At 75.1% G+C, this 26,739-nt stretch carries 24 protein-coding genes and 1 pseudogene; 11 read left to right on the top strand and 14 right to left on the bottom strand.

Translation table 11 applies throughout. The annotated features are described in order from the left end of the window. From PSD17_RS11530 to PSD17_RS11520, 3 genes are all read right to left on the bottom strand, one after another. On the bottom strand, window positions 1–1,072 hold a 1,072-nt coding region (locus PSD17_RS11530; protein ID WP_445261004.1), incomplete at its 3' end, for a hypothetical protein. Next, window positions 1,069–1,791, bottom strand: a complete 723-nt coding sequence (locus tag PSD17_RS11525; protein WP_013676117.1) for a hypothetical protein — start codon at window positions 1,789–1,791, stop codon at window positions 1,069–1,071. The genes PSD17_RS11530 and PSD17_RS11525, both read right to left, overlap by 4 nt. Then, a complete protein-coding gene (locus PSD17_RS11520) occupies window positions 1,788–3,365 on the bottom strand; it encodes a hypothetical protein (RefSeq protein WP_339122623.1) in 1,578 nt (525 codons plus the stop codon). Before PSD17_RS11520 ends, PSD17_RS11525 begins: the two co-directional genes overlap by 4 nt. Before the next feature lie 251 nt (window positions 3,366–3,616). Between PSD17_RS11520 and PSD17_RS11515 the strand changes: the two genes are divergently transcribed. Beyond that, window positions 3,617–4,738, top strand: a complete 1,122-nt coding sequence (locus PSD17_RS11515) for a PLP-dependent cysteine synthase family protein (RefSeq protein WP_339122622.1) — start codon at window positions 3,617–3,619, stop codon at window positions 4,736–4,738. 50 nt (window positions 4,739–4,788) lie between these two features. Continuing rightward, a complete protein-coding gene (locus PSD17_RS11510) occupies window positions 4,789–5,475 on the top strand; it encodes an alpha/beta fold hydrolase (protein WP_339122621.1) in 687 nt (228 codons plus the stop codon). Window positions 5,476–5,507: 32 nt separating this feature from the next. On the opposite strand, the gene PSD17_RS11505 is transcribed toward PSD17_RS11510, so the two are convergent. Continuing rightward, window positions 5,508–6,380, bottom strand: coding sequence for an LLM class F420-dependent oxidoreductase (locus tag PSD17_RS11505; RefSeq protein WP_013676121.1), 873 nt, complete (start codon window positions 6,378–6,380; stop codon window positions 5,508–5,510). A 232-nt stretch (window positions 6,381–6,612) separates the two neighbouring features. Here PSD17_RS11505 and PSD17_RS11500 point away from each other — a divergent pair, with 232 nt between their 5' ends. Then, window positions 6,613–8,121, top strand: a complete 1,509-nt coding sequence (locus PSD17_RS11500; RefSeq protein WP_339122620.1) for an MFS transporter — start codon at window positions 6,613–6,615, stop codon at window positions 8,119–8,121. Between the two features lie 13 nt (window positions 8,122–8,134). On the opposite strand, the gene PSD17_RS11495 is transcribed toward PSD17_RS11500, so the two are convergent. Genes PSD17_RS11495 through PSD17_RS11480 form a run of 4 tightly spaced genes read right to left on the bottom strand, consistent with a single transcriptional unit; the run spans window position 8,135 to window position 12,448 of the window. After that, window positions 8,135–9,106 (bottom strand): threo-3-hydroxy-L-aspartate ammonia-lyase, encoded by a 972-nt coding sequence (locus PSD17_RS11495; RefSeq protein WP_041761797.1) that lies wholly within the window; start codon window positions 9,104–9,106, stop codon window positions 8,135–8,137. Beyond that, window positions 9,103–9,522 carry an STAS domain-containing protein gene (locus PSD17_RS11490; RefSeq protein WP_063821906.1) on the bottom strand — a complete coding sequence of 140 codons (420 nt, stop codon included), beginning with the start codon at window positions 9,520–9,522 and terminating at the stop codon, window positions 9,103–9,105. Before PSD17_RS11490 ends, PSD17_RS11495 begins: the two co-directional genes overlap by 4 nt. Then, entirely contained in the window at window positions 9,519–10,592 is a 1,074-nt protein-coding gene (locus tag PSD17_RS11485) for a cobalamin B12-binding domain-containing protein (protein ID WP_013676124.1), read from the bottom strand. The genes PSD17_RS11490 and PSD17_RS11485 overlap by 4 nt, the downstream gene beginning before the upstream one ends. Next, window positions 10,589–12,448 (bottom strand): PP2C family protein-serine/threonine phosphatase, encoded by a 1,860-nt coding sequence (locus tag PSD17_RS11480; protein WP_013676125.1) that lies wholly within the window; start codon window positions 12,446–12,448, stop codon window positions 10,589–10,591. Before PSD17_RS11480 ends, PSD17_RS11485 begins: the two co-directional genes overlap by 4 nt. Before the next feature lie 485 nt (window positions 12,449–12,933). On the opposite strand from PSD17_RS11480, the gene PSD17_RS11475 reads away from it, so the two are divergent. Together PSD17_RS11475 and PSD17_RS11470 are read left to right on the top strand one after the other, a co-directional pair. After that, entirely contained in the window at window positions 12,934–13,863 is a 930-nt protein-coding gene (locus PSD17_RS11475) for an RluA family pseudouridine synthase (protein ID WP_339122619.1), read from the top strand. A gap of 106 nt (window positions 13,864–13,969) precedes the next feature. Next, complete coding sequence (locus PSD17_RS11470; RefSeq protein ID WP_339122618.1) at window positions 13,970–14,104, top strand: hypothetical protein; 135 nt, start codon at window positions 13,970–13,972, stop codon at window positions 14,102–14,104. Between the two features lie 61 nt (window positions 14,105–14,165). Here the strand turns inward: PSD17_RS11470 and PSD17_RS11465 are convergent, their stop codons facing one another. Then, window positions 14,166–14,930: an NADPH-dependent F420 reductase gene (locus PSD17_RS11465; protein ID WP_339122617.1), complete on the bottom strand. Its 765-nt coding sequence runs from the start codon at window positions 14,928–14,930 to the stop codon at window positions 14,166–14,168. Window positions 14,931–15,034: 104 nt separating this feature from the next. On the opposite strand from PSD17_RS11465, the gene PSD17_RS11460 reads away from it, so the two are divergent. Further along, the gene (locus tag PSD17_RS11460; protein ID WP_049803458.1) at window positions 15,035–15,838 is read left to right on the top strand and encodes a LysR family transcriptional regulator; all 804 of its coding nucleotides are present in this window, start codon (window positions 15,035–15,037) and stop codon (window positions 15,836–15,838) included. An 18-nt stretch (window positions 15,839–15,856) separates the two neighbouring features. Here the strand turns inward: PSD17_RS11460 and PSD17_RS35355 are convergent. After that, window positions 15,857–16,042 (bottom strand): annotated as a pseudogene (locus PSD17_RS35355) (relaxase domain-containing protein); the annotation flags it as partial. Between PSD17_RS35355 and PSD17_RS11455 the strand changes: the two are divergent. After that, window positions 16,026–16,814 carry a phytanoyl-CoA dioxygenase family protein gene (locus tag PSD17_RS11455; RefSeq protein WP_339122616.1) on the top strand — a complete coding sequence of 263 codons (789 nt, stop codon included), beginning with the start codon at window positions 16,026–16,028 and terminating at the stop codon, window positions 16,812–16,814. The pseudogene PSD17_RS35355 and the gene PSD17_RS11455 overlap by 17 nt on opposite strands. Here the strand turns inward: PSD17_RS11455 and mftD are convergent. The 3 genes from mftD to PSD17_RS11440 form a co-directional block, all read right to left on the bottom strand. After that, window positions 16,792–17,970: a pre-mycofactocin synthase MftD gene (mftD, locus tag PSD17_RS11450; protein ID WP_013676131.1), complete on the bottom strand. Its 1,179-nt coding sequence runs from the start codon at window positions 17,968–17,970 to the stop codon at window positions 16,792–16,794. The genes PSD17_RS11455 and mftD overlap by 23 nt on opposite strands. Before the next feature lie 163 nt (window positions 17,971–18,133). Then, window positions 18,134–19,933 (bottom strand): hypothetical protein, encoded by a 1,800-nt coding sequence (locus tag PSD17_RS11445; RefSeq protein WP_339122615.1) that lies wholly within the window; start codon window positions 19,931–19,933, stop codon window positions 18,134–18,136. 149 nt (window positions 19,934–20,082) lie between these two features. After that, window positions 20,083–20,640 (bottom strand): 2'-5' RNA ligase family protein, encoded by a 558-nt coding sequence (locus PSD17_RS11440; RefSeq protein ID WP_013676133.1) that lies wholly within the window; start codon window positions 20,638–20,640, stop codon window positions 20,083–20,085. A gap of 187 nt (window positions 20,641–20,827) precedes the next feature. On the opposite strand from PSD17_RS11440, the gene PSD17_RS11435 reads away from it, so the two are divergent. Further along, window positions 20,828–21,934 carry a serine hydrolase domain-containing protein gene (locus tag PSD17_RS11435; RefSeq protein ID WP_339122614.1) on the top strand — a complete coding sequence of 369 codons (1,107 nt, stop codon included), beginning with the start codon at window positions 20,828–20,830 and terminating at the stop codon, window positions 21,932–21,934. Between the two features lie 12 nt (window positions 21,935–21,946). Here the strand turns inward: PSD17_RS11435 and PSD17_RS11430 are convergent, their stop codons facing one another. After that, window positions 21,947–22,567, bottom strand: coding sequence for an L-threonylcarbamoyladenylate synthase (locus PSD17_RS11430; protein ID WP_013676135.1), 621 nt, complete (start codon window positions 22,565–22,567; stop codon window positions 21,947–21,949). 68 nt (window positions 22,568–22,635) lie between these two features. Here PSD17_RS11430 and PSD17_RS11425 point away from each other — a divergent pair, with 68 nt between their 5' ends. From PSD17_RS11425 to PSD17_RS11415, 3 genes are all read left to right on the top strand, one after another. Continuing rightward, complete coding sequence (locus PSD17_RS11425) at window positions 22,636–25,008, top strand: FUSC family protein (RefSeq protein WP_339122613.1); 2,373 nt, start codon at window positions 22,636–22,638, stop codon at window positions 25,006–25,008. 131 nt (window positions 25,009–25,139) lie between these two features. After that, window positions 25,140–26,099, top strand: coding sequence for a helix-turn-helix transcriptional regulator (locus PSD17_RS11420; protein WP_013676137.1), 960 nt, complete (start codon window positions 25,140–25,142; stop codon window positions 26,097–26,099). A 60-nt stretch (window positions 26,100–26,159) separates the two neighbouring features. Continuing rightward, window positions 26,160–26,558 carry a YchJ family protein gene (locus PSD17_RS11415; RefSeq protein WP_013676138.1) on the top strand — a complete coding sequence of 133 codons (399 nt, stop codon included), beginning with the start codon at window positions 26,160–26,162 and terminating at the stop codon, window positions 26,556–26,558. Window positions 26,559–26,739 lie beyond the last annotated feature (181 nt).

Raw genomic sequence — 26,739 nt, 5'->3', positions numbered from 1 at the left:
CGCGATGCGCGGCGGCCGCCCGGCGCGCCGCGACCTCCCGCACCCGAGCCTCCTGGGCGGCGGTCTCGTGCGCGGCGCCCGTCGCGGTCAGCTCCGCGACCCGCTCGGCGTGCTCCGCGGCCGCGGCCTCGGCCCGCGCGGCGGCGGCGGCGAGCGCGGTGGCCAGGTTCGTGGCGCCGGCCTCGGCGGCCGCGACCGCGGCCGTGGCCCCGGCGTGCGTCGTGCGGGCCGCGGACAGCTCACCGAGCAGCGGACCCGCCTCGTCGGCGAAGGCCAGGTCGGCGAGGATCTCCGGGCGCGCGGCCAGGCCCTCGCGGACCTTCTCCAGGATGTCCGAGACCTGGCCCGGCACCTCGGGATCGACGATCAGCTCCAGCAGGTACCGCACGAACTGGTCGGGCCCGCGGAACTGGAACTGCCCCTCGATGCCGCCCTCGGTGGCGTTCATCTGCAGGATCGCGGTGAAGATGGCGGGATCGAGGCCGTGCTCGTCGAGCAGCCTGCTCCAGCGGTCCTGCGAGTCGGTCACGGCGACGCCGCAGTTCGGGATCGCGTCCCAGCGCTTGACCGCGGCGACGAAGTCGCGCAACGGCGTCGGGGCGTCGTCGGGGCCGAACGGGAGCGTGTCCAGCGACGCGCCCGACCGCGTACCCGGCTGGGCTCGGAACACGTACCAGCGGGCGCCGAGGCGGTCGTGGTCGCGGTTGGGGTCGGCGGGCTGCACGCGGTCGGCCCACTCGTAGACCGCGCCGGTGACGAGCGTCTGCCCGCCCGGCCCCGACCACTCGACGACGACGTGCGCGGTGTCCGAGCCCAGCACGTAGTCCTCGAGGTGCTTGCCGGTCGAGGACGTCGCGAGGAAGTCCCGGCGGTGCGGGCGGACCAGCGCGCAGATGAGCGAGAGGACCGTGGACTTCCCGCCGCCGTTGCGCAGCCACAGGATCGAGTGCAGGGCGCGGCCGTCGGCGTCGGTGAGATCGAGGGTCACGTCGACGAACCGCGCGGCGCGCGGCCCGATCCGGTGCAGGCGGACGCGGCGCATCGTCCACATCACGGGCACGGCCGGGCTCACGGCACGTCCTCGCGCCGCAGGTCGCGCAGCGCGTCGAGGGCGCCGCCGCCCGCGCTGTCGGCGACCAGCAGCCGGAACCGGTCGGTGAGGTGGAACGTGTCGGGCCCCAGCGACGCGGCCTCGCGCGCCGCGCCCTGCTCGACGAGCCAGCCGCACACGTCCTCGACGGCCTTGAGCGTGCAGCCGCGGGCCCGGCGGCCGGTCTGGGTCGTGATCAGCTGCGGGAGGTCGGCGTACACCTGCGCGGCGGCCCGGGCGCGTTCCTCGGCGCTGCCCTCGACCCCGGCGAGGGAGCCGAGCGTTCCGAGTGCGGCGCGGATGAAGCCGTCGATCGTCGCGACCTCGACGAGCTTGGTCTCGGGGTCGTCGAAGTCGGCGTCGGTCGGGTAGGCGTAGGCCGCGATGCCGATCAGGACGAGCCCGAACACGAGCCGGTCGTCGGCGTCCATCGTGGACCGCAGGTCGCCGAGGCGGGTGGCGAACGGGCCCGCCGGGTCCGGGGCGAGCACGAGTCCGGACCGCGGTGTGCCGAGCACCTCCAGCCCCAGCCCCTCGGCCATCGTGTCGACGACGTCGCGGAAGCGCAGCTCGCTGCGGTAGCGGTCGAGCAGCGCCCGGTACTGCCCGCCCTCGACGGGTCGGGCGCGCCGCGCGAGCGCGAACCCGAGCAGCTCGGCAGCGGCGCGGACCTCGGTGAGATCGGCGGCGACGCTGGTCACGACACGGTCTCCCTGCTGTAGGCGTCGCGGTAGGCGTCACCGTGGACGTCGACGAACAGGACGTCGGCAGGCTCCGCGGGCATCTCCGTCGCCCCGGTCGCGCCGCCGCGCAGGCGCACGACCAGGTCGGGCCCGCCGACACCCGGGACGTCGAGGAGCTCGTCGGCGCGCTCGGCCTCGATCCCGCCCGCGAGCACGTCGACCTCGGCGGCGACCTCGCCCTCGGCCTCGGCCGCGACGTCGGGGGCGAACGCCCACAGCGCCGACAGCAGGACGAGCTCGGTGACCTCGGCGGCGTCGGGGCCGTCGGGGACCGCGGCGAGCAGCTCCGAGAGGCGGACCTCGCCGTCCGCGGCGGCTCCCAGCACCTCGCGGGCGGCCGCCACGACCTGCTCGGGGTAGCGCTGCACGTCGTCGGAGACGTCGACGTCGGGCACGAGCTCGATCTCCGGCTCGGCCGCCTCGCGCGCCCGCGGCGGCGCCCACAGCGCATCGACCAGGTCGTCGAACCGGACCAGCCGCGGCACGCTCACCCCGAGCGCGCGGTCGGCGAACGCGGAGGCGACGAGGGCGGCTTCCGCCCGCGGCAGCTCCAGCACCGGCAGCAGCAGCTCCTCGCGCAGCGCGAGCATCCGCAGCCGGCGCCGCCGCGCCAGCCGCTGACGCACCTGCGCCGACAGGAACACCTCGCGCGCGCCGACCAGCCGCCGCTCCAGGTCCAGGTGCACCTGCCGGGCCCGGCCGAGCAGGTCGACGATCCGGCCCGACACCGCCCGCACCTCCGGCGAGGTCTCGGCGTCGAGCCCGCCCTGGACGTGCTCAAGCAGCCGGTCGTCCTCGGCGATGCGGGACTCGACGTGCCGGCGGGCGCGCAGCAGCCGCTCGGGGACCTCGCGCTCCCAGTCGTGCGAGCCGACGTCGCGCCGCGTCGCGTCGAGCAGCTCGGCGAGCATCGCCGACATCCCGACGCTCGTCCGTTCCGCCTGGGCGGCGGTGCGCGCGGCCGCGTCGAACCGGCGGTCGTCGAGCTGGCGCTGCAGGACGTGGGCGAGCGCGCGGTCGGCGTCCTCGAGGTCGACGTCGAGCCCGTGCAGGAACAACGTCACCGCCTGGTCGCTCGCGACGAGGACCGGCCCGTACTCGGCCTCGCGCAGCGACAGCAGCCGGAAGCTGTAGGCCTCCCAGCGCGCGGGCTCGCCGGGCGCGCCGAGATCGGCGAAGCGGTAGGTGAAGCGCCGTTGCTCGTGGGCGTCGTTGAGCAGCCCGCGCACGACCGTCTGGGCGACGTCACGGGCCTGGTCGGGCCGGTGCGGCGCCATCCGGGCGGCGAGGCCGGCGAGCTCGTCGACCACGTCGTCGAGGGTGGCCTCGCGGGCGAACCCCATCGATCCGACGACGATGTCCACCGCCGCGAGCGCGAGCAGCCGCAGGTCGTACTCGTCGTCGTCGATGCCGGCGTGGGCGGCGTTGCGGACCAGCCGCGACACCGGGTCGGTCAGCGCCAGCGCCCGCCACCGGTCGCGTGCGGACGCGTCGGCGGCGGGCGAGACCACGCCCCCGTACGCACCTGTCATGTCCCTCGCCGGCTGTTCGGTCCTGCAGCGCCGCGTCCTGCAGCGCCGAACGGAGGGTAGCCACCGCGTCCGACGGCCACGGCCGGAGGTCGCGCGTGGCAGTAGTCGCTGGAGCGACCTGCTGGGGCGACCTGCTGGAGCGACCATTCCGCGCACAGGCGCCGCTAGGGTGATCGCGGGCGGCGGAGCTCCACGTCCGCGCGCCGGCGACCGGACGTGGCCCGGCCACGTCCGTCACGGCGAGGAGGACCATGACCAGCGACTCCTGTCCCGACGTCCCGCTCGACGAGGACGTCGACCGTTACGACCCCGGCCACCGGGCGTGGGTCGTGCAGGCGGTCGCGCGCATCAAGGCCGAGACGAACCGCTCGTCGGACACCCACCTGCTGACGGTCCCGCTGCCGCCGGAGTGGGACGTCGACCTCTACCTCAAGGACGAGTCCACGCACCCGACGGGCTCCCTGAAGCACCGGCTCGCCCGCTCCTTGTTCCTGCACGCGCTCTGCAACGGCTGGATCCGGCGCGGGCGACCCGTCGTCGAGGCCTCCAGCGGGTCCACGGCGGTCTCCGAGGCGTACTTCGCGCGGCTCGTCGGCGTGCCGTTCGTGGCGGTCGTCGCGCGGACGACGAGCCGGCAGAAGATCGAGCTCATCGAGCTGCACGGCGGGCGGTGCCATCTCGTCGACCACCCGTCGGAGGTCTACGCGACGGCGGCGCGGCTGGCCCGCGAGACCGGTGGGCACTACATGGACCAGTTCACCTACGCCGAGCGTGCCACCGACTGGCGGGGCAACAACAACATCGCGGAGTCGCTGTTCGCGCAGATGGCGCAGGAGCGCCACCCGGAGCCGGCGTGGGTCGTCGCGACGGCGGGCACGGGTGGCACCTCGGCGACGATCGCCCGCTACTGCGTCTACACCGGACGGCGCACGGCCGTCTGCGTCGCCGACCCGGAGAACTCGGCGTTCATGCCGGGCTGGCGCGACGGCGACACCGCCGTGACGACGCCGGTCAGCTCCCGCATCGAGGGCATCGGCCGGCAGCGGGTCGAGCCGAGCTTCGTCGGCGCGGCGATCGACCGGATGATCCGGGTGCCCGACGCGGCGGCCGTCGCCGCCGTCCGGCACCTCGCGACGGTGTCCGGGCGCCGCGCCGGGGGCTCGACCGGGACGGGCCTGTGGGCGGCGTACCGGATCGTCTCGGAGATGGTCGCGGCCGGGCGGGGCGGCAGCGTCGTCGCGCTGCTGTGCGACGCGGGCGACCGCTACGCCGACACCTACTACTCCGACGAGTGGCTCGCGGGGGCCGGGATCGACGTCGCCCCGTACCTGCGGCGGCTCGACGAGTTCTGGCGGACGGGCACGTTGCCCTGATCCCGTGTCGGGCGGGTCCGTGACGGGCGGGTCCGTGATGGACTGGAACCATGACGACCTACGTTCTCGTGCACGGCGCCTGGGGCGGCTCCTACGGCTTCCGGCACGTCCGCCGGTTGCTGGCCGCGCAGGGCCACGAGGTGTTCACCCCCAGCCTCACCGGTATCGGGGAGCGGTCCCACCTCACCGGTCCGCTGGTGTCGCTCACCACGCACGTGCTCGACGTCGTCAACACGGTCCGCTACGAGGACCTCGACGACATGGTGCTGCTCGGCTTCTCCTACGGCGGCATGGTGGTGACGGGCGCGCTCGACGCCATCGGGGACCGGGTCCGCGAGCTGGTCTACCTCGACGCGTTCGTCCCGGCCGACGGGCAGAGCGTCACCTCGCTCTCCCCGGCCCGCGAGGTTCCGCAGGGCCTCGGGGCGCCGTGGCTGATCCCGCCGAACGAGCGCGCCTACGAGTCGCCGGAGATCGCGGCGTTCTCCCAGCCGCGGCGCACCCCGCAGCCCGCGCGGACCTTCACCGAGCCCGTCCGGCTCGGCGCGCCGCTGGAGGAGTGCGGGTTCGGGCTGACCTACATCCGCGCGACGGCCGAGCCGAGCGTGGCGTTCGAGGCGGCCGCCGCGCGGGCGAAGGCCTCGCCCGCGTGGCGCTACCACGAGATCGACACCGGCCACATGGTCCCGGAGAACCGGCCGGAGGAGCTGACCGCGATCCTGCTCGGCCTGGCCTGACCCGGACCGCGACCCGGGCCGGGCCCGGCGCGTCAGAGCTTGTCGGCCTCCGGGATCACCTTCTCGCCGAGGATCTCCAGCGGCGTGATCGCCGAGACACCCGGGACCCAGCCGTGGACGTGCGTGACACCGAGGGTCGCCAGCCCGGCGAGCTGCTCGAGCATCGGGTCGACGTTCTCGCCGTCCGCGCCAGGGTCGAGCGGGAACATGACCGTCTTCTCGATCTCGTCGTAGTCGCGGCCGACGGCCTCGCAGTGCTCGCGCAGGACGTCGAGCTTGCGCGCGACCTCGGGGCCGCCGAACAGGTTGCACGCCTGGGCGTACTGCGCGACCAGCCGCAGCGTCTTCTTCTCCCCGCCGCCGCCGATCAGGATCGGCGGGTGCGGGCGCCGCAGCGGGTGCGGCGAGTCGAGGGTGCGCTCCAGCGTGTAGTGGGTGCCGTTGTAGGGGCCGTCGTCGTCGCTCCACATCTGCAGACAGATCTGCAGCGTCTCCTCCAGCCGCTCGAAGCGCTCGGCGGTCGGCGGGAAGTGCAGGCCGAGCCCGCGGGCCTCCTCGTCGTTCCAGGCGGCGCCGATGCCCAGCCAGGCCCGGCCCCCCGACAGCACGTCGAGGGTGGAGATCTGCTTGGCGAGCAGGCCGGGCGCGCGGTAGCTGACCGCGGTGACCCAGGCGAGCAGCTCGACGCGCGACGTGCGGGCCGCGAGGTAGCCCAGCGTCGTGTACGCCTCGAGCATGTCGTTCTCGACGGGTCCGACGCCGCGGATCTGCCAGACGTGGTCCATGACGCTGACCTTGGTGAAGCCGACGTCCTCGGCGGTGGTGACGACGCGGGTGAGGTCGGCGGCCAGGTTCTGGGGGCCGCCCGGCCAGGTGAAGTCAGCGACGTGGAGGCCGATCTTCATGCTGTGGTCTTCTCCCTCGGAGGTGGGTGTTCCCCTCCGACGCTAGCCCGGCACGCCACCGCTCCCGTGCGGCGCCACCTCCCACAGGGGCCGGTTCGAACCGGACATAACCGAAAAAGCAAACCGAATTCCGCGAATCCGATCTGCCATTCGGGTTTGGTTCCCGGGGAGCCGTGTGACGGGACACAGCGCTTGGGTACCGCACGTCGACTCACCGGATGAGGAGGCCGATGTGGCGAGCCCGGAAGCAGAAGTCAGACGAGAACACCCGATCCGCAGCCTGATCCCCGCGCGGATCGACAGGTTGCCGTGGTCGCCGTTCCACACCCGCCTGGTGGTCGCCCTCGGCGTTGCGTGGGTGCTCGACGGGCTCGAGATCACCGTCGCGGGCTCGGTGGCCAGCATCCTGCAGAAGCCCGAGGGGCTGAGCATGTCGGCGGCCGCGGTCGGCGCGGTCGCCACGGTCTACCTCGTCGGCGAGGTCGTCGGGGCGTTGTTCTTCGGACATCTCTCCGACCGCCTCGGCCGCCGCAACCTCTTCATCATCACGCTTGCCGTGTACCTCATCGGCAGCGGCCTCACGGCGTTGACGCTCGGCAACGGCGTGGGGTGGATCGTCTTCCTCTACTTCACCCGGTTCATCGCCGGCATGGGCATCGGCGGCGAGTACGCGGCCATCAACTCCGCGATCGACGAGCTGATCCCGGCCCGCTACCGCGGGCGCGTCGACATCGCCGTCAACGGGACCTACTGGTTCGGCGCGATCCTCGGCACGCTCGGCACGTTCATCCTGCTCAACGCCGTGCACCCGTCGCTGGGCTGGCGCCTCGGGTTCCTGCTCGGCCCGGTGCTCGGCCTGATCATCATCGTCGTGCGGCGCAACCTCCCGGAGAGCCCGCGCTGGCAGATCATGAACGGCCGCCGGGACGCGGCCGAGAAGTCGATCACCTACATCGAGGAGGAGGTCCGCAAGACCGGGCGCGACCTGCCCGCCGTCGACGAGTCGAAGGCCATCGCGCTCGTCCCCGCCTCGGAGATCGGCTACCTGCGGCTGCTGCGGCTGCTGTTCCGCGAGATGCCGGGGCGCGCCACGCTCGGCGCGACGCTGATGATCACGCAGTCGTTCCTGTACAACGCGATCTTCTTCACCTACTCCCTCGTGCTCACGACCTTCTTCCACGTGCCGTCCGGAAACGTGCCGCTGTACTTCATCGCGTTCGCCGTCGGCAACTTCGTCGGCCCGCTCGTGCTCGGCCCGCTGTTCGACACGATCGGGCGCCGCAAGATGATCGGCGGCACCTACCTGCTCTCCGGCGTCCTGCTGGCGATCACGGCGGTGTTCTTCAACGCGGGGATGCTGGACGCGCTGACGCAGACGATCGCGTGGACGGTCATCTTCTTCTTCGCCTCGGCCGGCGCGAGCGCGGCGTACCTCACGGTGAGCGAGATCTTCCCGCTGGAGGTCCGGGCGAAGGCGATCGCGGTGTTCTTCGCCGTCGCGCAGTGCTTCGGCGCCGTCGCACCGCTGATCTACGGGGCGCTGATCGGCGACGGATCGCGGCCCTTCCTGCTGTTCATCGGCTACCTCATGGGCGCGGTGATCATGGCGATCGGTGGCCTGGTCGCGTGGTTCCTGGGTGTCGACGCCGAGCGCAAGTCGCTCGAGGACGTCGTGTCGCCGCTCGCGGCGCGCGCGCCCGCAACCCGGGCCCCGGGCGCGGGTTCGCCGTCGGCGGGCTGAGCCGCCCGCGGCCTCAGCCGACCAGGGCGGCGAAGCGGTCCAGGTCGACGTTCCCGCCGCTCACGATGACACCGACGCGCTGTCCCGCCAGGCTCTCCCTGCGGGACAGCGCGCCGGCGAGCGCGAGGCAGCCCGTCGGTTCGACGACGAGCTTGAGCCTGCTCGCCAGCAGCCGCATGCAGTCGACGAGCGCCTCGTCGTCGACGGTGAGGATCTCGTCGACCCCCTCGCGGATGATCGCGAACGGGTAGCGGCCCAGGTGCTGGGTCTGCGCCCCGTCCGCGATGGTCCGAGGGACGTCGATGTGCACGATCTCCCCCGCCCGCCACGACCGCAGCCCGTCGTCGCCCGCCGCCGGCTCGACGCCGTGGATGCGCACGCCGGGCGACGTGGCCCGGGCCGCGAGGATCGCCCCCGAGAGCAGCCCGCCGCCGCCGAGGCAGACGAACAGCGCGTCGAGCTCCCCGGCCTCCTCGATGAGCTCGAGCGTCGCGGTGCCCTGACCGGCGAGCACGTCCGGATGGTCGTAGGGCGGGATCACCGTCAGCCCGCGCTCGGCCGCGATGGTGGCGGCCAGCTCCTCGCGGTCGACGGCGTAGCGGTCGTAGGTGACGATCTCCGCGCCGTAGCCGCGGGTCGCGGCGACCTTCGAGGCGGGCGCGTCGAGCGGCATCACGATCGTCGCCGACGTCCCCAGCTCGCGGGCGGCGAGCGCGACGGCCTGCGCGTGGTTGCCCGACGAGAAGGCCAGCACCCCCGCGGCGCGCTGCGGCTCCGGGAGCCGCGACAGCGCCGTGTAGGCGCCGCGGAACTTGAACGCGCCGCCACGCTGCAGGTTCTCGCACTTGAGGAACAGCGATGCGCCGGCCATCGCGTCGAGCGTCCGCGAGGTGACCACGGGCGTGCGGTGCGCGACGCCCGCCAGCGCCCGGGCGGCCGCCTCGACGTCGGCGAAGGTCGGGACGGGCCGTTCGAGCGTGCTCAGGCCTGACCCCCGGCGGCGGCGTCGAGCGCGTGCGGCGGGACCTCGCCGGCCGGCGCGGCGCCGTCGCGGGCGGCGTCGTCGGGGTCCTCGACGACGAACAGCACGTCGACACCGGTGAGGCGCAGGATGCGGCGCAACGTGCCGCGCGGCCCGCGCAGCGTGACCGATCCGCCGCGGCGGCGGGTGCGACGGTGCGCGGCGAGCAGGGCGGACAGCCCCGAGGAGTCGCAGAACGTCACCGCGGACACGTCGATGACGACGTCGGCCGGCCCCGTGCCCGGCCCGGCCAGGGCCCGCAGCTGCTCGTCGAGCACCGGGGCCGTGGTGTGGCTGAGCTCGCCGCGCACCGACACGCACGGCGTGCCGTCGGCGCCGGTCGTCGTGTCGAGATGGAGTGGCTCGGGATGGCCGCTCACCGGTCGTCGCCTCCGATCGTCGGCTCCCGTCGCAGCAGCGCGCGGCCGTCCCGCAGGCACCGCAGGGCGAACGGGAAGTCGTGCAGTCCCGCGGCGAGCGCGTCGAGCACGGTGCGCAGACCGCCGGTGGTGATGCCGCGGGCCGTGAGCGCGGCCGCGAGCCAGCGCAGGTAGTCCGCGAACAGCTCGGCGTCGTCGAGGTAGACCGCCGCGGCGAGGAAGTCGACGACCTGCCCGACGTCCTCGAACGGATCGGTCTCCAGCGGGTTGGCCAGTGCCCCGCCCGCGAGCGGGGAGAACCCGTGCAACGCCGTGACCGCCGCGCCGACGAGCTCACCGCGGCGCTCGCGCAGCGCCGGGTACTCCGCGTCCGCGCCGGTCGAGGCCGCCTGCTCGGCCGCCGCACGGCCCCGCCACGGTTCCCGCTCGAGGATCTCCAGGGCCTCGACCGGGCCGGGCGCCCAGGCGTCGACGCCCAGCCGCCGGGCCCAGCGGCCGTCGACGCCGAACCCGGGCCCGCCCGCGATGACCGGTGTCCCGGTGCGCTGGGCGGCCTGGATCGTGCGGTGCGCCGCCGGTAGGTGGATGGGCAGCGCGCAGCTCAGCGCGACCGCGTCGGGCCCGTACTCGTGCAGGTAGGAGGCCAGGTGCTCGGCGGGCACGCTGGCGCCGAGGAACGTCACGCCCCAGCCGTCGGCGCGCAGCACCTCCGCGACGATGCGCGCGGGCAGCGCGTGCCACTCGCCGTCGAGACAGCCGACGACGACCGAGCCCCGCGCGCGGCCCGCCGGGATCCGGGCCCCGACCGCGGCGACGACGCGCTCGTTGACGGCGGTGGCCGCGTGCTCCTGGGCGACGCTCCACTGCCCGCCCTGCCAGAGCTGCCCGATCCGCCGCGCCGCGCCGCCCACGAGACCGACCAGCACCTCGGACACCGGGACACCCGCGTCGAGCAGGCGCACCGCGATCTCGCAGGCACGCCACTCGTCGGCACGGCCCAGCGCGTCGAGGAACTCGGCGGCCGTCGCCTCGTCGTACCGGGCGGGGAGCGTCGGGGGTGGTGCGGTCACGCAGGTCCCTCTCTGTCGGCCGGCGGCGTCCCGGTCGCGGTGCGGACCGAGTGCAGGTGGCGGCGCGGAGCGCTGCCCGGCAGCGGCGCCTGTACGACCAGCACGGCGATGTCGTCGCGGCTGCCCGCGCTGAGCCAGTTGGTGGCGTGCAGCGTCACCCGTTCGGCGATCGCGGCCGCGGGCATGACGTGGCAGCCGCCGAGCAGGTCGACGAGCCGCTCCTCGCCGAACTCCTCGCGCCCGCCGACGCCGCCGCGGGCCTCGGTGACACCGTCGGTGTAGAGCACGCAGGACTCGCCCGGGGCGAGGTCGATCGTGCGCGCCCGGAAGCGGGCTCCCGGGATGGCGCCGACCAGGGTCCCGCCGACCTCGGCGATCTCCGCGCCGTCGGCGCGCACGAGGACGGGGGGCGGGTGCCCCCCGCCGGCGAGCCGGAGCCGCAGCCCGCCCGACTCCAGCGGCACTGCCGAGCCGACGACGACGGTGACGAACCCCGGGTCGTCCTCGTCGGCGGCGGCCTCGAGCATCGTCTCGTTGAGCAGCTCGAGCAGCCGGACCGGATCGCTCTCCAGCCGCCGCAGCGCCTGCACCGAGTGCCGCAGCCTGCCCGTGCTGACCGCGGCGTCGACACCCTTGCCGCACACGTCGCCGAGCATGAAGGTCGCGGAGCGACCACCGGGCTCGGCGTGGACGTCGTAGAAGTCGCCGCCGATGAGCAGTCCCTGCTCGGCCGGCCGGTAGGCCGCCGCGAACGACACGCCCTCGACGAGCGGCAGCTCGGGCTGCAGCAGGCTGCGTTTGAGCACGGCGGCGGTGCGGGCCTGCGCCGCGTAGAGCGAGGCCGCGGCGAGCGCGATCCCGGCCCGCTGCGCGAACTCCTCGACGAGCGCCGCGTCGAGCTCGGGGGAGACCGCCGTGGCCCGCGTGCCGTCGGGGCCGTCCTCCGGCGGCAGCAGTACCAGCGCGCCGGCGGGCTTCCCGTTGCCCGGCAACGCCATCAGCGCGGCCCCGCTCGCGCCGGTGCCGGTGCGTCGCCACGGCTCGGAGTCGAGCTCGGCGGCGACCAGCAGCTGCGGACCGGTGTCGAGGCCTGCGAGCGCCCTCGCGACCGGCGCGGGCAGCGCGCGGGCCGGGGCCTGCCCCGCGCTGGAGGGCCCGGCGTGCTCGCAGCGGTACCAGTCGACGGTGCCGGCGTGCACCGGCAGCACGACGATCGCGGCCTCGGCCAGCTCGTCGGCGGCCAGCTCGGCGACCGCCCGCGCCGTCCGCCCCGGGTGCAGCGACAGTCCGAGCCGGCGGCTGGCCGCGGCCAGGAACCGCGACCGCGCGCGCTCGGCCAGCAGACTGTCGAGCCGGGCACGTTCCTCGGTGACGTCGCGCACGTGCCACGCGGTCCAGCCGCCCGGGAGGCTGCGGCGGCGGACGGCGAGGGCGCGCCCGTCGACGGCGACCTCGGCCTCCGCGGTCCCGGCCCCTCCGCCGCCGGGGGCGTCACCCTTCCCGCCGCCGGCCCGGCCGCTGTCTTCGCCGCCGTTCTCGGCGCCGCACGCGAGCGTCAACGGCGACATCGCCGCCGCCGACAGCTCGCCGACGCGCAGGCCGGGCAGCAGCCGCCGCGCGACGACGTTGGCCGAGCGGACGACGCCGCGCTCGTCGCACGCGAGGACGCCCTCCCCCGCCCCGTCGAGCAGGCGCTCGGCCAGGCTCGGCTCCGGTGCAGCGGCGGGCGCCGCGGGTCCCGTCGGGACGAGGGCCGCCGACCGTGCCGGGAGCGGCACCAGGGCGCCGTCGACCGCACCACCACCGATGCCGGTGGCGGCGCGGTCCGTGTCGGCGTCCTTGCTGCGGCTGATCACCCGCGAATCACACACTCTCGGTAGTCGGCACGGACCCGCGGCGGGACCGCCACGGCGGGACCGCACAGCTGGAGGCCGCGAATGACGACGCCGTTCGTCCGAGGGTAGAGGTCTCCGGGGGATTCCTCAGCGTCCGACCGCGTCGAGGGGAGCTGGTGCGTCGGGTGGCGCGCCCCGTGGGGCGAGCCCCGACGCGGGCCGGACGGGCGGTCGGTCAGCGCCTGCGACGGTTCCCACGGTTCCAGCCGGCGACCACGGACAGGCCCTCCACCAGGCCGTTCACGGCCGATCCCAGCCGGCGACGCAGCTTCTTCATGATGTCCACTCCTCGTGTCGGGGTTCTCGGGGGACGCCCCCGACCGTCTCAAACCGGTAACGGTGCGCCACGTCCGGGTCCACCAACGGGTGACGACGCAGGTCGGCGCGGGCGCGACGGCGCGGGCGGGGGCCGGCGCGGGCCGCGCACCCGGTAGCGTCGAGGACCGATGAGGCGATCGTTGCGCTCGCCGCTGCCGCAGCGGCACGGTCTCGACGCGGTCCGGCTGCGCACCCCCGCCGACGGGCCGTGGACCCTCATGCGCGACCACCTGGTCGAGAGGCTGCCGCGGGTCGCTCCCGAGCGCATCGACGAGATGCTCGCCCGGTCGGAGATCGCGGGCGTCGACGGGCCGCTGCGCCCGGACTCCCCCTTCGTCCCCGAGACCTTCGTCTGGCTGCACCGGGACCTGCCCGACGAGACACCCGTCCCGTTCCCGATCCACGTCGTGCACCGCGACGAGCACCTGCTCGTCGTCGACAAACCGCACTTCCTGTCGACGATCCCGCGCGGCCGCCACGTCGTCGAGACGGCGCTGGTGCGGCTGCGGCGCGACCTGGACCTGCCCGAGCTCAGCCCGGCGCACCGGCTCGACCGGGTCACCGCCGGACTGCTGATGTTCGTCGTGCGCCGGGAGGACCGCGGCGCGTACCAGACGATGTTCCGCGACCGGCGGGTCGCGAAGACCTACGAGGCGATCGCCCCCCACGACCCGGCGCTGCTGCTGCCGCGCACCGTGACCAGCCGGATCGTGAAGGAGCGCGGGATCATCGTCGCGCGCGAGGTCGACGGGCCGCCGAACGCCGAGACCTACGTCGAGCTCCTCGAGCACCGCGACGGGCTCGGTCGCTACCGGCTGACGCCCGCCACCGGGCGCACCCACCAGCTGCGGCTGCACATGGCGGCGCTGAACGTCCCCATCCTGGGCGACCACTTCTACCCCGAGCTGCACGACAAGCCGCTGGACGACTACACCCGTCCGCTGCAGCTGCTCGCCCGCACGCTGGCCTTCACCGACCCCCTGACCGGCGAGAACCGGCGGTTCACGAGCACGCTGGCGCTGCAGGCCTGGGACGACTACGCGGCCTGGGCCCTGTGAGCGGCCCTCGGCAGCCGCCCACGCCCCCGGCGCCGCGACACCGCTTCCGAGGCGGACCTCTCCGCCGCGAGGATGTCGTTCGCGCCCGCTCCTCACCCGCCGGGTGGTGATCCACCTGCCTCGCCTCGACGGCTACGGCGTCGAGGCCGTGCGCGACGCGCTCACCGCCCGGATCGTTACCTGCCTGAGCAGCTACACCGCGAGTAGTGGTTCACGCACGGGGTGGACGCGCTGCCTGTGACATGGTGATCTCGCCAGGCGCGGCCGAGCGAGAACGACCGCGGCGCCGCGCGGGCCGCTCGTCAGGCGCGCGCAGCGGTGAGGGTCGGCCCCGCCGCCGCCCGGTAGAGCGCCAGCACGTCGTCGAAGAAGGACGAGGAGCCCGGGGGCCACGACCCGATGATCGCCATGACCGCCTCCCGCCGCACGACGACGGCGTCCGGGTCCGTGTGCGCGAGCACCTCCTGCAGCTGCGCGGCGGTCAGCTCGGTGCAGTAGCCCGGTGCCCCGGCCTGCATTCGCCAAGTGTCGTCGACGGTGCCCGCGTCGACCGGATCGAACCCGGTGTCGTCGACGAGGCCCATCACGATCTCCTTGGCCCCCGGGCCGCCGCCCGCGACGGGGACGGCGAGCCGGTCGGCGGCCCCCTGCGGCCGCGCCCGGCCGGCGAGCGTCGTGCTGAGCAGCGCGTTCCATGCCCGAACGACCGGGCGGCCGAGGTGCCGCTCGATCCAGACGCCCTCAGCCGTGCCGTCGTCGATCTCCGCGATGCGCCCGTCTCGGTGCGGGTAGTAGTTCGACGTGTCGGCCACCGGGACGTCGGCGGGGAGGCGGTCGATGATCGGCCGCAGGGTCGGCGTGCTGCCGAACGGGATCGAGGTGATGAGCACGTCGACGTCGCAGCAGACCTCGTCGAGGGCGGTGGGGGCCGCGCCCGACTCGGCCGCCAGTCCGGCCAGTGACCCGGGTCCGCGGGTATTGGCGACCTGCACGGCGTGCCCGGCCGCGCCGAGCTTCCGCGTGAGCTCGGCCCCGATGCTCCCGGTGCCGATGATGCCGATCCGCACAGCCCTCTTCCCTTCGTCGTCCTGATCACGCCTGTCATCGAGCGTCGCAGGCCCGATGCCGCGGAGCGATGCCGGAAACAGGCACGATCATTACCCTGGGGGTCATGGCTCGGATCGAGGTCCGCGAACTCGAGTACTTCCTCGCTGTGGCCGACACGCTGCACTTCGCCCGCGCCGCAGACCAACTCGGGATCGCCCCTCCCCCGCTGTCGCGCGCGATCGCACGGCTCGAACGGCGGTTGGGCACGGCGCTCTTCGAGCGCTCCAGCCGCCGGGTCGAGCTGACCGCGGCCGGCCGCGTGTTCCGCACCGAGGCGCGGGCCACCCTGCGCGCCCTCGACCGCGCCGTCCGGCGGGCGCAGCAAACCGGCCGCGGCCCGCTGCGGATCGCCACCCCGTCCGGCACCGGCGCGGGCCTGCTGCGCGAGGTGGTGCGCGGCTACGTCGCCCGCTCCGGCCGTGACGCGATCGAGCTCGTCTTCACCAGGGACCAGGTCTCCACGGTCCGCGACGGCCACGCCGACGTCGCGCTGGTGTGCTCCTCGGCGGACGACCTGACGGGCCTGCAGGTCCGGCACGTTGCCACCGAGCACCCGGTGGCCCTCGTGCCGCTCGACCACCCCTTCGCGGGCCGGCCCTCCCTCACGGCCGCGTGCCTGAGCCGCGACCCGGCCTACGTCACCGAGCCCCCACCGGTCGGGCTCGACGCGCTCATCGATCTGGTCGCCACGGGCCAACTGATCGCGGTCGTCGGCGACAGCGCCCTCGACCGGCTCGGCCGGCACGTCGCCGCAGTCCCCGTGACCGGCCTCCCGGCGACGGACGTTCTGCTCGCCTGGCCGGCGGACGGGCCGGACCCGCGCGTCGCCGGGCTGCTCGACCTGGTGCGGGAGCGCCGCTCGGCATGACGGACGGGGCCCCGCGACGACGCGGTTGAGCACCGCCACGTGGCTGTGCAGCTGTGGGTCCTGGTTGCGGTTGGTCGCGTGATCCCACCGCGTCCACACCAGCCCGGTGGCCTCTTCACGTCCCTCGGCTGCCGCCCACGACGTAACTCGGTCGACCGGGGCGGGTCGTTCGGCGAGGCTCCTCGTCGTGGAGCTCGACGACACCCTGGTCGACCGGTTCGTCGCCGACGGGTTCGTGCACCTGCCCGGCGCGTTCGGCCGCGACGTCGCCGACGAGTGCCGTGACCTGTTGTGGACCGCGACCGGCTGCGCCGCAGACGATCCCGCGACGTGGACGCGGCCCGTCGTGCGGATCCCCGGCATGGCCCAGCCGCCCTTCCGCGCGGCCGCGACCACGCCGGTGCTGCACGCGGCGTTCGACCGGCTCGTCGGGCCGGGCCGGTGGGTGCCGCGCGCCGGGCTCGGCACGTTCCCCGTCCGGTTCCCGCATCCCGACGACCCCGGCGACGCCGGGTGGCACGTCGAGGCGAGCTACGCCGGTCCCGACGGCGCGCCGCGGACGAACCTCCGCTCCCGCGGCCGTGCGCTGCTGATGCTGTTCCTGTTCTCCGACGTCGGGCCCGACGACGCGCCGACCCGGATCCGGGTGGGCTCGCACCTCGACGTCGCGCCGCTGCTCGCCCCCTACGGCGACGACGGCGCGGAGTTCGTCGCCCTCGCCGGCGATGCGGTCCCGGCGAGCGACGGGCGGCCCGTCGCGTTCGCGACCGGCGCCGCGGGCGACGTCTACCTGGTGCACCCGTTCGTCGTGCACGCGGCGCAGCCGCACCGGGGCACCGCGCCGCGGTTCATGGCCCAGCCCCCGCTGGAGCCCACCGGCCTGCTCGACCTGTCCGGCACCGATCCGACGCCCGTCGAGCAGGCCGTGCTGGACGGCCTCACGGCGGCGGGGCTCAGCCCTTCCAGGACCGGGTGAAGTCGGGCGGGATGACCAGGTCGTCGCGGCTGAGCTCGTGGATCGACGACCTGCCCAGCCCGAGCAGGGCCGAGTCGATGCCCTGGCGCAGGATCTGCAGCACGTTGGCCACCCCGGCCTCGCCGTTCGCGGCCATGCCCCACAGGTAGGCGCGCCCGATCAGGACCGCTCGGGCCCCGAGCGCCAGTGCCTTCACGACGTCGCCGCCGCGCCGGATGCCGCCGTCCATCAGGACCTCGACCTGGTCGCCCACCGCGTCGACGACCGCCGGCAGCAGCCGGATCGCCGCCGGCGTCCCGTCGAGGTTGTTGCCGCCGTGGTTGGACACCGAGATCGCCGTGGCGCCCGCGTCGACGGCACGCCGGGCGTCGTCGGGGTGCGTGATGCCCTTGACGGCGAACGGACCGCCCCACTCCTGGCGCAGCCAGGCGATGTCCTCCCACGTCGGCAGCGGGGTGCCCATCCACTCCCCGTAGGCGCCGAAGAACGTCGGGGCGGGCTCGCCGGGTGCGGCGAGGTTGGGCGTCGTGAGGTCTGGGAGCTTGCCGTGCTTGAGCCAGCCGGCGAGGTAGCGCGGCCGCAGCACGCCCTCGGGGGCGAACCGCAGCATCGCCTTGAGGTCGAGCTTCTCGGGGATCATCGGGCTGCCCCAGTCGCGGCCGTTGGCGAACGACCAGTCGAGGGTGACGATGAGCCCCTTCGCGCCCGCGGCCTTGGCCCGTTCGGCGCGCTGCAGGATGCGCTCCCGCGTGCCGACCCAGTACATCTGGAAGAAGAGCTTGTCGTTGGCCGCGGCGACGTCCTCGACGGCCCGGCTCGCGAACGACGACAGCCCCATCGCGGTGCCGGCCCCGGCGGCGGCGCGCGCGACGGCGACCTCGCCCTCCGGGTCGACGGCCTGCACGCCCGTCGGGGAGATGACGACCGGGAACGCGATCTCCTGGCCCATCACCGTCGTCGTCTGGGAACGCTCCTGGGGCAGGTCCGCGATGCGCGGCCGAAAGCCCAGCTCGCTGAACGCGGCCACGTTGTCCTCGGTCGTGATGCCGCGTTCGCTGCCGGCGACCAGCGCCATGTAGACGGACTTCGGCAGCCGCCTGCGCGCCCGCCGCTGTGCCTCGGCGACCGTCTCGAACCACTCGCCCGTGCTCGCCATTGCCCGCTCCCTTGCAGCCCGGCCCTCGTCGTCGTCCGCGGAGCCTAGCGTTTCGGCACCGAGTGCCGAAAGTGGAGGGTGCGTACCGCGGCGTCCATCCCGACGAGAAGCACCCTCCCGCAACCGGGGTCGCGGGAGGGTGTGCGTACGGGATCAGACGCCGTCAGTCGTCGACGGTCTCGTCGCCGCCCGCGCGGTGGCGACCCTCCTGCAGACCGCGCTGCCAGCTCGACAGCCGCATCCGCACCCGGTCGGGGGCGCGCTCGGTACGCGTCGCGCCGACGCCCACGCCGTCCTCCCCGGGTTCACCGCGGGGCGGCGGGACGACCTGACGGCCGGGCTGCCGGCGCGGGAGCCCGCTCGCCGTCGTGGACAGCTCGTCGGACTCGGCCGCGAGCTGCGCCGCGGCGGCCCAGCCACCGTCGTCGCCCCAGTCCTCGGCGCCCGCGCCGGGCGCGTGGTGGGCCCCGCCGGTCCGGAACCAGGCCGACGCCATCTCCTCGTAGATGGGGCTGCCGGCCTCGTCGTCGGTGCCCATCGTGCGCGGGTCGAGCGGGCCGAACAGCGCGTCGGCGCCGTGCGAGACCGCGGCACTGGCCGCGGCGAACAGCGGTGTCTCGTCGATGCGGATCGGCGGCAGCCCGTCGGGCGCCGGGGTGTCGGTCACTGGCCGCCCGCCCAGCGGGTCGACGACGGGCAGCGCGCCGGTGGGCGGGTCGACGGCCTCGGCGGACAGCGGCTCCGCCGGCGGACGACCGGCGAACATGCTGGTCGGCGAGTCGGCGAACCCGGCGTCCGCACCGACGGCATCGTCGAGGTCGGCGAGCCCGGCGGGCGACGACGACGCCGGGAACGCCCCGGTCCCGAACCCCTCACGGTCGAACCCTGCCGTGGCGGTGACGGGCAGCGGCCCACTCTCGGCGGGCCCGACGAGCACGTGCGCCGGACAGTGCACGGCGGCGACCAGGGCGAGGCCGGGCGCCGGCGGATGCGCCGGATCGACCCGGACGCTGACACGCAGGCCTGCCCGCCGGGCGAGCCGGGCCGCGACGAACAGCCCCACCCGGTCAGCCGGGAGCAGGCCCTCCTGTGCGGGGTCGTCGAGGCGGAACTGCAGCTCGTCGGCCTCCTCGCCGCGCAGCGCGACCCCCGCGACGAACACCTCGACGGCGAGCCCGCCGTCGGCCGTCCAGTGGCTGGCCAGGTCGATGCGGGCGCCGGGCGCCGTGGTCGCGCCGGTGTGCGCCAGCAGCTCGGCGAGGACGGCTCCCAGACCGTCGGCCGCGGCGGCCGCCAGCACGGCCCCGGCGGGCGGGGCGACGACGACGCGCGGCGCGTCCTCGACACCGGACATCACCTCACCGAGCAGCTCGCCGAGCAGGACCGGCCCCTCGGCGCGCCGCACCGGCTCGGCACCGGCGAGGGTGAGGACGGTGTCGCTGTCGCGGCGGGTGCGCCGAGCGACGGCGGCGAGCTCTGCGAGGTCGGCGAGCGGACCGGGGCGGGTCTCGTTGGCGCGCAGGCGTTCGGCGAGCGCCGCCTGCCGCGAGGCCTGCGCGCGCAGCCGCCGGATCACCCCGAGCAGGACGCCGTCGACCGCCACGCCCGGCGTGACGACGGGCAGCGGGCCCGACAGCGGCTCGGGCTCGGCGGGCACAGCACGCTCCCGCGCGACGGGCGAGGGCCGCGACCCCGCTGCCGGCGCGGCCGCCGCCGCGTCGTGGCCCGCGGGCGGGAAGGACGGGCCGGGGACCTGCGCGAACCCGCCCGCCGGGGTCGAGGGGCGGTGGCGGACCTCGGGCGCCCACGCGTCGTCACGGCCACGGTCCTCGACGACCGGGACCCGCGCGGCGCCCAGCGGCTGCCACGACGCGGGCCGCCGGCCCTCGCCGGCGCCGGACACGTCCCCCCAGAGGTCGGTGGAGCCGCCGAGCGGCTCACCCTGCTCCGAGTTTCGCACCACGCGATCCCTCCGAACGGCTTGCGATCGCCGCCCCGTCCCACTCCACGCGGGAGCCGGGACGCTGGTGCCGACGGGGGAGCTGCGATCCTGCGTCGTGAAGGCTGAAGGCTACCCCGCCACGCAATCGCCGGCGGCGCACCCGAGGGGAATCAGGCATTCGCGCGGCGACACGCCGACGGGGTGCTTGCCAACGGCACCTCGGCCCGATCTTCGAGCCGCGCCCCGCGCGGCGACGACCGGTCGGCGACGAGAACGACCTGCTCGACGGTCCACCGGAGGTCGATCTCCGCACCGGCCAGGTCGGCGGGCACCCGGCCGCGGGCCAGCACCAGGTCGGCGCGGAACGGCTGCGGATGGGTCACCGGCACGATCGGTGATGTGGCGTCGAACACGGCCGCGCCGAGCTCGTCGAGGCCCCGGGCGGGCGCCGCGAGCCACTGCCCGCCGAGGCGCACGGTCCGCGGGCCGAGCACGCACTCCACGGGCCCCGCGCCCTCGACCGCGTCGGCCACCGCGTCGACGAGCGCGGCCTCCAGCCCGCCCCCGGCCGCCGGTACGGTCAGGTGCCCCAGCGGCCGCAGCTTCACGATCCACTGCTCCGGGACCGACCACGTGACGCCGCGGACGACGGGCCGCGGCAGGTCCCGCAGCGCGTCGAGCACCGCGGCGGACGGCCGGACCGCGATCGACATGCGCACGACCGACATCGTCCCGCCTCGTTCCGCCCGCCGCGATCCCCCGCCCGCGCACCGGGCCGACCGCGCGTGCGCCGGGCTCATCGACCGCGCGTGCGTCGGACACATGATCGACGCCTGCGTCGGCGATGAGTACGTGGCGACCGCGTCGTCCTACCGTCGGAGTCCCGGTGCCCGGGACCTGACCGAGAGGACGACGATGACCGACCTGTACGCGACCCTCGCCGAGCACGTCGAACGCGGCGCCGTCCCGGGCCTGGTCGCCGCGGTCGCCCGCGGTGGTGTGACCGAGGTCGAGGTCCTCGGGTCGACCGGGTACCCCGGCGCGCAGGGCGCGCGCCCGATGACGCGCGACACGCTGTTCCGGATCACGTCGATGACCAAGCCCGTCGTCGCGGCCGCGGCGCTGTCGCTCGTCGAGGACGGGACCCTCGGCCTCGACGACGCGGTCGACGACCTGCTTCCCGAGCTCGCCGACCGCCGGGTGCTGCGCGACCCGCAGGGCCCGCTCGACGACACCGTCGCCGCCGAGCGTCCGATCACCGTCGAGGACCTGCTGAGCTTCCGCGCCGGCCTGGGCTTCGACCTCGACGTCGGCTTCCCGACGAGCCCGCTGTTCGCCGCCGCGGCCGAGCTCGGCCTCGCCATCGGGCCGCCGGTCCCGCCGTCGCCGCACTCCCCCGACGAGTGGCTGCGCCGTCTCGGCACGCTGCCGTTGCTCGCCCAGCCGGGTGCGCGCTGGCTCTACGACACGTGCGCCGACGTGCTCGGCGTCCTGGTCGCCCGGGCCGGGGGCGCGACGCTGCCCGACGTCCTCGCCGAGCGCGTCCTGACCCCGCTGGGGATGCCCGACACCGCGTTCCACGTCGAGGGCGCCGACGTCGACCGGCTCGCGGCCGGCTGGACCGACGGACCCGACGGCACGCCCGTCCCCCTGCAGGACGGCGGCGCATGGACCCGGCCCCCGGCGTTCCCGTCGGGCAGCGCAGGGCTCGTCTCGACCGTCGACGACTACGTGCGGTTCGCGACCGCGCTGGCGGCGGGCGAGCTGCTGGCCCCCGCGACGGTGGCGCGGATGGCCACCGACCGGCTGACCGGCCCGCAGCACGGCTCCGTGCTGCTCGGGGACCGCGGCTGGGGCCTGGGCCTGGCCGTCGACCCCGGGGGCCGCTACGGCTGGGACGGCGGCTTCGGGACGACGTGGCTGACCGACCCGGGCTCCGGGACGGTCGCGGTCCTGCTGACCCAGCGCACGTTCAGCGGGCCGGTGTTCGAGCTGATCAGTGCGTTCCGGGCGGCGGTCTGAGCCGGCGGGCCGTCACTCGAAGAGGTCGGTCGGGCCGGCCCCGCGGCGGACGATCTCCGGCTCGGGTCCCGAGAAGTCGATGACGGTCGTCGGCTCGACCCCGCACTCCCCCGAGTCGACGACGGCGTCGACCAGGTGGTCGAGCCGTTCCTTGATCTCCCAGCCCTGGGTGAGCGGCTCGGGCTCGTCGGGCAGCAGCAGCGACGAGCTCAGCAGCGGCTCCCCCAGCTCGTCGAGCAGCGCCCGGACCACCGTGTGCTCGGGGATCCGGACACCGACCGTCTTCTTCTTGGGATGCAGCAACCGGCGCGGCACCTCGCGCGTCGCGGGCAGGATGAAGGTGTAGCTGCCCGGCGTCGCCGCCTTGAGCGTGCGGAACAGGCTGTTCGACACGGTGACGAACTGGCCGAGCTGCGCGAAGTCGCGGCAGACGAGGGTGAAGTGGTGCTTGTCGTCGAGATGGCGGATCTCGCGGATGCGGGCGATCCCCTCGGCGTTGCCGAGCCGGCAGCCGAGCGCGAAGAGCGAGTCGGTCGGGTACGCGATCAGCCCGTCCTCGCGCACCATCTCGACGACCTGCGTGATCGCGCGCCGCTGGGGGTCGACGGGATGGACGTCGAAGTACCGGGCCATGGCGCCGCAGCCTATGCCCGCCCGCCCGCGGGCGCGGCCCTCACCCGCCGCGTGCGAGACTCGCGCCCGTGCCGGCGGGGGCGTGGGTGCGGGACCTCCGCACGGAGGTGCGGACGACGCTCACCGGTGTCGACCCCGGGCTCGGCCGGCTGCGGATGGCCGCGACCGCCACCGCCGCGATGGTGCTCGCGGCCGCCGTCATGGCCGGGGTCCGCGAGCTCACCGGCCAGCCCGTCACCGTCCTGCTCTTCGCCGCCGTGCTCGCCATGGTCAGCAACCTGTCGGTCAACGAGCCGGAGCTGCCCGCCCGCCGGATCACGACGGCACTCATGCTGCTGCCCGCCGCCCTGGCGATCACCGCCGGCACGCTGCTGGCGCCCGCGCGGCTCCTCGCCGATGTCGTTTTCGTGCTGGTCATGGCGGCCGCGGTGTGGGTGCGCCGGTTCGGCCCACGCGGCTTCGCGCTCGGCATGGCGGCGTTCATGCCGTACTTCTTCACCCAGTTCCTGCAGACGGGCGCCGCCGAGCTGCCCTGGCTCCTGCTGGCCGCGGGCGTGGGGATCGCCTCGACGCTGCTGCTGCGCGGCTGGCTGCTGGCCGAGCGTCCCGAGCGGGTGCTCGACCGGCTCGTGCGCGCCTTCCGGGCGCGGGTGCACGCCGTCGTGGAGGCGGTGGGCGACGTGCTGGCCGCCGAACCGGGCGACGTCGCCGACGAGCTCGCCGCCGTCCGCCGGGCCCGGGTCCGGCTCAACGACACCGCGCTGCAGGTCGTCGACCAGCTCGAGCACCTCGACCGCGACTCCCCCGAACCCGGCGACCTGCCGTTGCGCGTCATGGACACCGAGCTCGCCACCGAACGGCTGGCGATCTCCACCCGGCGGCTCATGGCCGAGGACCCGCCGCCCGACCGGCTGGTCCTGCGCCGGCTCGCCGCGGGCGTGCGCGGGCTGGGCCGAGCCACCCTGACCCCGACGCCGACCGATCGCGTCCCGGCCCTGCTCGACGGCGCGCGACGCAGCGTCGACGCCATCTCCGCCGACACCGAGGGCGGCTCCGAACGCGCGCAACGGGTCGCGTTCGCCGTCACCCGGCTCGCCGATGCGCTCAGCCTGGCCCGGGAGGCCGCGGGCCACGACCCCGCGCCGGACGGCGCCCGCCCCGCGGCGCCCGACCCCACCGCCGCGCCCGACCGCTCCGATCCCGACCACACCGACCCCGACCACACCGACCCCGACCACACCGACCCGGCATCCGGCAGCACCGACCCGGCATCCGGCAGCACCGACCGCACCACCGGCACCCCGGCCGACGGCAGCGCCGCCGAGGACGACGCGCCCGACGCCGGCGACGGCCGGCCGGGACTGGACCTGACCACGCGCCAGGCCGTCCAGGTGCTGGTCGCGACGAGCCTGGCGATCGTCGTCGGCGACCTGATCTCCCCGTCGCGCTGGTACTGGGCGGTGATCGCGGCCTTCGTCGTGTTCGCCGGGACGGCGAGCCGCGGCGACGTGGTCAACCGCGGATCGCAGCGCGTCGTCGGCACGATCGGCGGGGTGGCGGCCGGGATGGGGCTGGCGTGGCTCGTCGGGGACCATCGGCTCGTCGCACTGGTCCTGCTGTTCGGCTGCGTGTTCCTCGCGCTCTACCTGGTCCGGATCTCGCAGGCGCTCATGGCGTTCTGGATCACGACGGTGCTGGCGCTGCTGTACGGGCTGATCGGACAGTTCTCGGCCGAGACACTGCTGGTGCGGATCGAGGAGACCGCCGTCGGGGCGGCGATGGGGATGATCGCGGGCTACCTGGTGCTCCCCAAGCGCACCCGGGAGGCGTTCGGGGAGGCGCTCGACGACGCGGTCGACGCCTCCGACGCCGCGCTCGCCGCGGCGATCGACCAGCTGTGCGGCCTCGGGCCCGAGACGTCCCCGGTCGAGCTCGCCCGCGACCTCGACGACGCGCTCGCGACGCTGCGGCAACGGGCCAAACCGCTGGGCAACCCGCTGCCGCGCAGGCGGGGGCGCTCGGGCTACGAACGCATCCTGCGGGTGCTCACGGCCGTCGACCACTACACCCGCGACCTGGCGCGGACCTCCGACGGCGTCACCGACCCCGACTGGGAGCCGACGCTGCGGCCCGCGGGCGACCGGGTCCGCGCCAACCTCGACGCGCTGCGCGACCACCTCGTCGCGGCCATCCCGCAGCAGAGCGGGCCGTCGACACGGGACGTCGACACGCTCGAACCGCCCGCCGACATCGGGTCCGCCGAGGACCTCGTCGACGCCGCGGAGGCCCACGCCGCGCGCTGCACGGAACCCCGCAAACGCTACGAGATGCTCGCCGCCGCCCGCTACCTGCGGCGGATCGACCAGGCCGTCGTCGGGCTGGCCGTCGACCTCGGCGTGGCGCCCGACCCGGCGGACCGCCCGCGGGCTGCCGCCCGCTGACGCCCGCCCACCCCGCCCGCCCGCAACCTCACGGTTCCCGCGGGCGCTCGGGCCGACCCTGAGGTTGCGCTCGGAAGGCAGTCTCGAGCTTGCGGTCAGGTTCCGGCCACAAGGTCTGGCAGGCTCGCGTCATGGACCCGACGGCTCGCATCCTGCGGCTGCTCTCGCTGCTGCAGACCTACCGCCACTGGTCGGGCGACGAGCTCGCGCAGCGGCTGGCGGTCAGCCCGCGGACACTGCGTCGCGACGTCGAACGGCTGCGTGAGCTCGGCTATCCCGTCCTGACCAGCCGCGGTACCTACGGCGGCTATCAGCTCGCAGCGGGCACCCGGATCCCACCCCTGCTGCTCGACGACGAGGAGGCCGTGGCCATCGCGGTCGGGCTGCGCACCGCGGCGAACGGGTCGGTGGCGGGCATCGAGGAGACGTCGGTCCGGGCACTGGCGAAGCTGCAGCAGGTCCTGCCGACGCGGTTGCGCCGACGCGTCGAGGCCCTCGCGGTGGCGACGGAGGCCGTGGCGGGCTACGGGGAGTCCGTCGACCCGGACGTCCTGCTCACCATCGCCCAGGCGTGCCGCGGCTCCGAGCAGCTGCGCTTCCACTACACGGCCACGGACGGGTCCGAGACCTCCCGGCTGGTCGAGCCGCACCGACTGGTGTCGCGGTACCGGCGCTGGTACGTCGTCGCGTGGGACGTCGACCGCGGCGCGTGGCGGACGTTCCGCGTCGACCGCGTCACCCGTCCCTTCGCCAACGGTGTCCGGGTCCCGCCGCGCGAGCTGCCCGCCGAGGACGCGGCGAGCTTCGTCGCGGCGGCGCTGCGGTCACGCCCGCAGCCGTTCACCGCGGTGCTGCGGCTGCGCGGGACGGCCGACGAGCTGCGCGACCGGGTGCCCGGCTGGATGGGTGAGCCCGTTCCCGACGGCGACGGCACCTGCCTGCTGCGCACGGGCGCGGACAACCTGGAGTGGCTCGCGCTGAGCCTGACCCGGCTCGACGCCGACGTCGAACTGGTCGAGGGATCCCCGGACCTCGTCGCGGAGCTCAACCGGCTGCGCACCCGCGCCGAACAGCTGACCGCCGCACCCTGAGAACCGGCGGCCGCCGTCCGGGTGCTGCCGGTGCCGAGGGCAGCTGCCACGATTGATCGCGTGACCAGATCGTCGTCGACGCCGGGGACCTGCCCGTGCGGCCTCCCCGAGCCGTACGACGACTGCTGCGGCCGGTTCCACACCGGCGCCGCGGCCGCGCCGACCGCGGAGCTGCTCATGCGCTCCCGGTACACCGCCTTCGCCGTCGGCGACACCGGCTACCTGCGGCGCACGTGGCATCCGCGGACCCGCCCCCGGCGTCTCGCGCTCGAGCCCGAGCAGGTCTGGACCCGGCTGGAGATCCTCTCCCGCAGCGGCGGCGTCCTGTTCACCACGCACGGCATCGTCGAGTTCGCCGCGCACTACACCCGCCGCGGGCGGCCCGGCGTGCTGCACGAGCACAGCCGCTTCGTCCGCGAGGACGGTGTCTGGCTGTACTTCGACGGGACCGAGGACTGAGACCCGGGCACCGGTCGGGAAGAGAGCCCACATGACCGGGCCGGCCTGGTCCTCGACGGTGGTTCGCCCCCTCCCTGACCTGCGCAGACACATCCGGAACCGTCAGGTACGACCGGATCCTGCCGGATCTACCGGGTCGCACGGCGTGGGTGGGCCGACCTAATCTCCGCCCGTGACGACG

Origin of the sequence: Pseudonocardia sp. D17 (assembly GCF_036984265.1) — a bacterium.
Lineage (GTDB): Bacteria > Actinomycetota > Actinomycetes > Mycobacteriales > Pseudonocardiaceae > Pseudonocardia > Pseudonocardia benzenivorans.
This window is presented reverse-complemented; position numbering and strand designations above follow the sequence as displayed.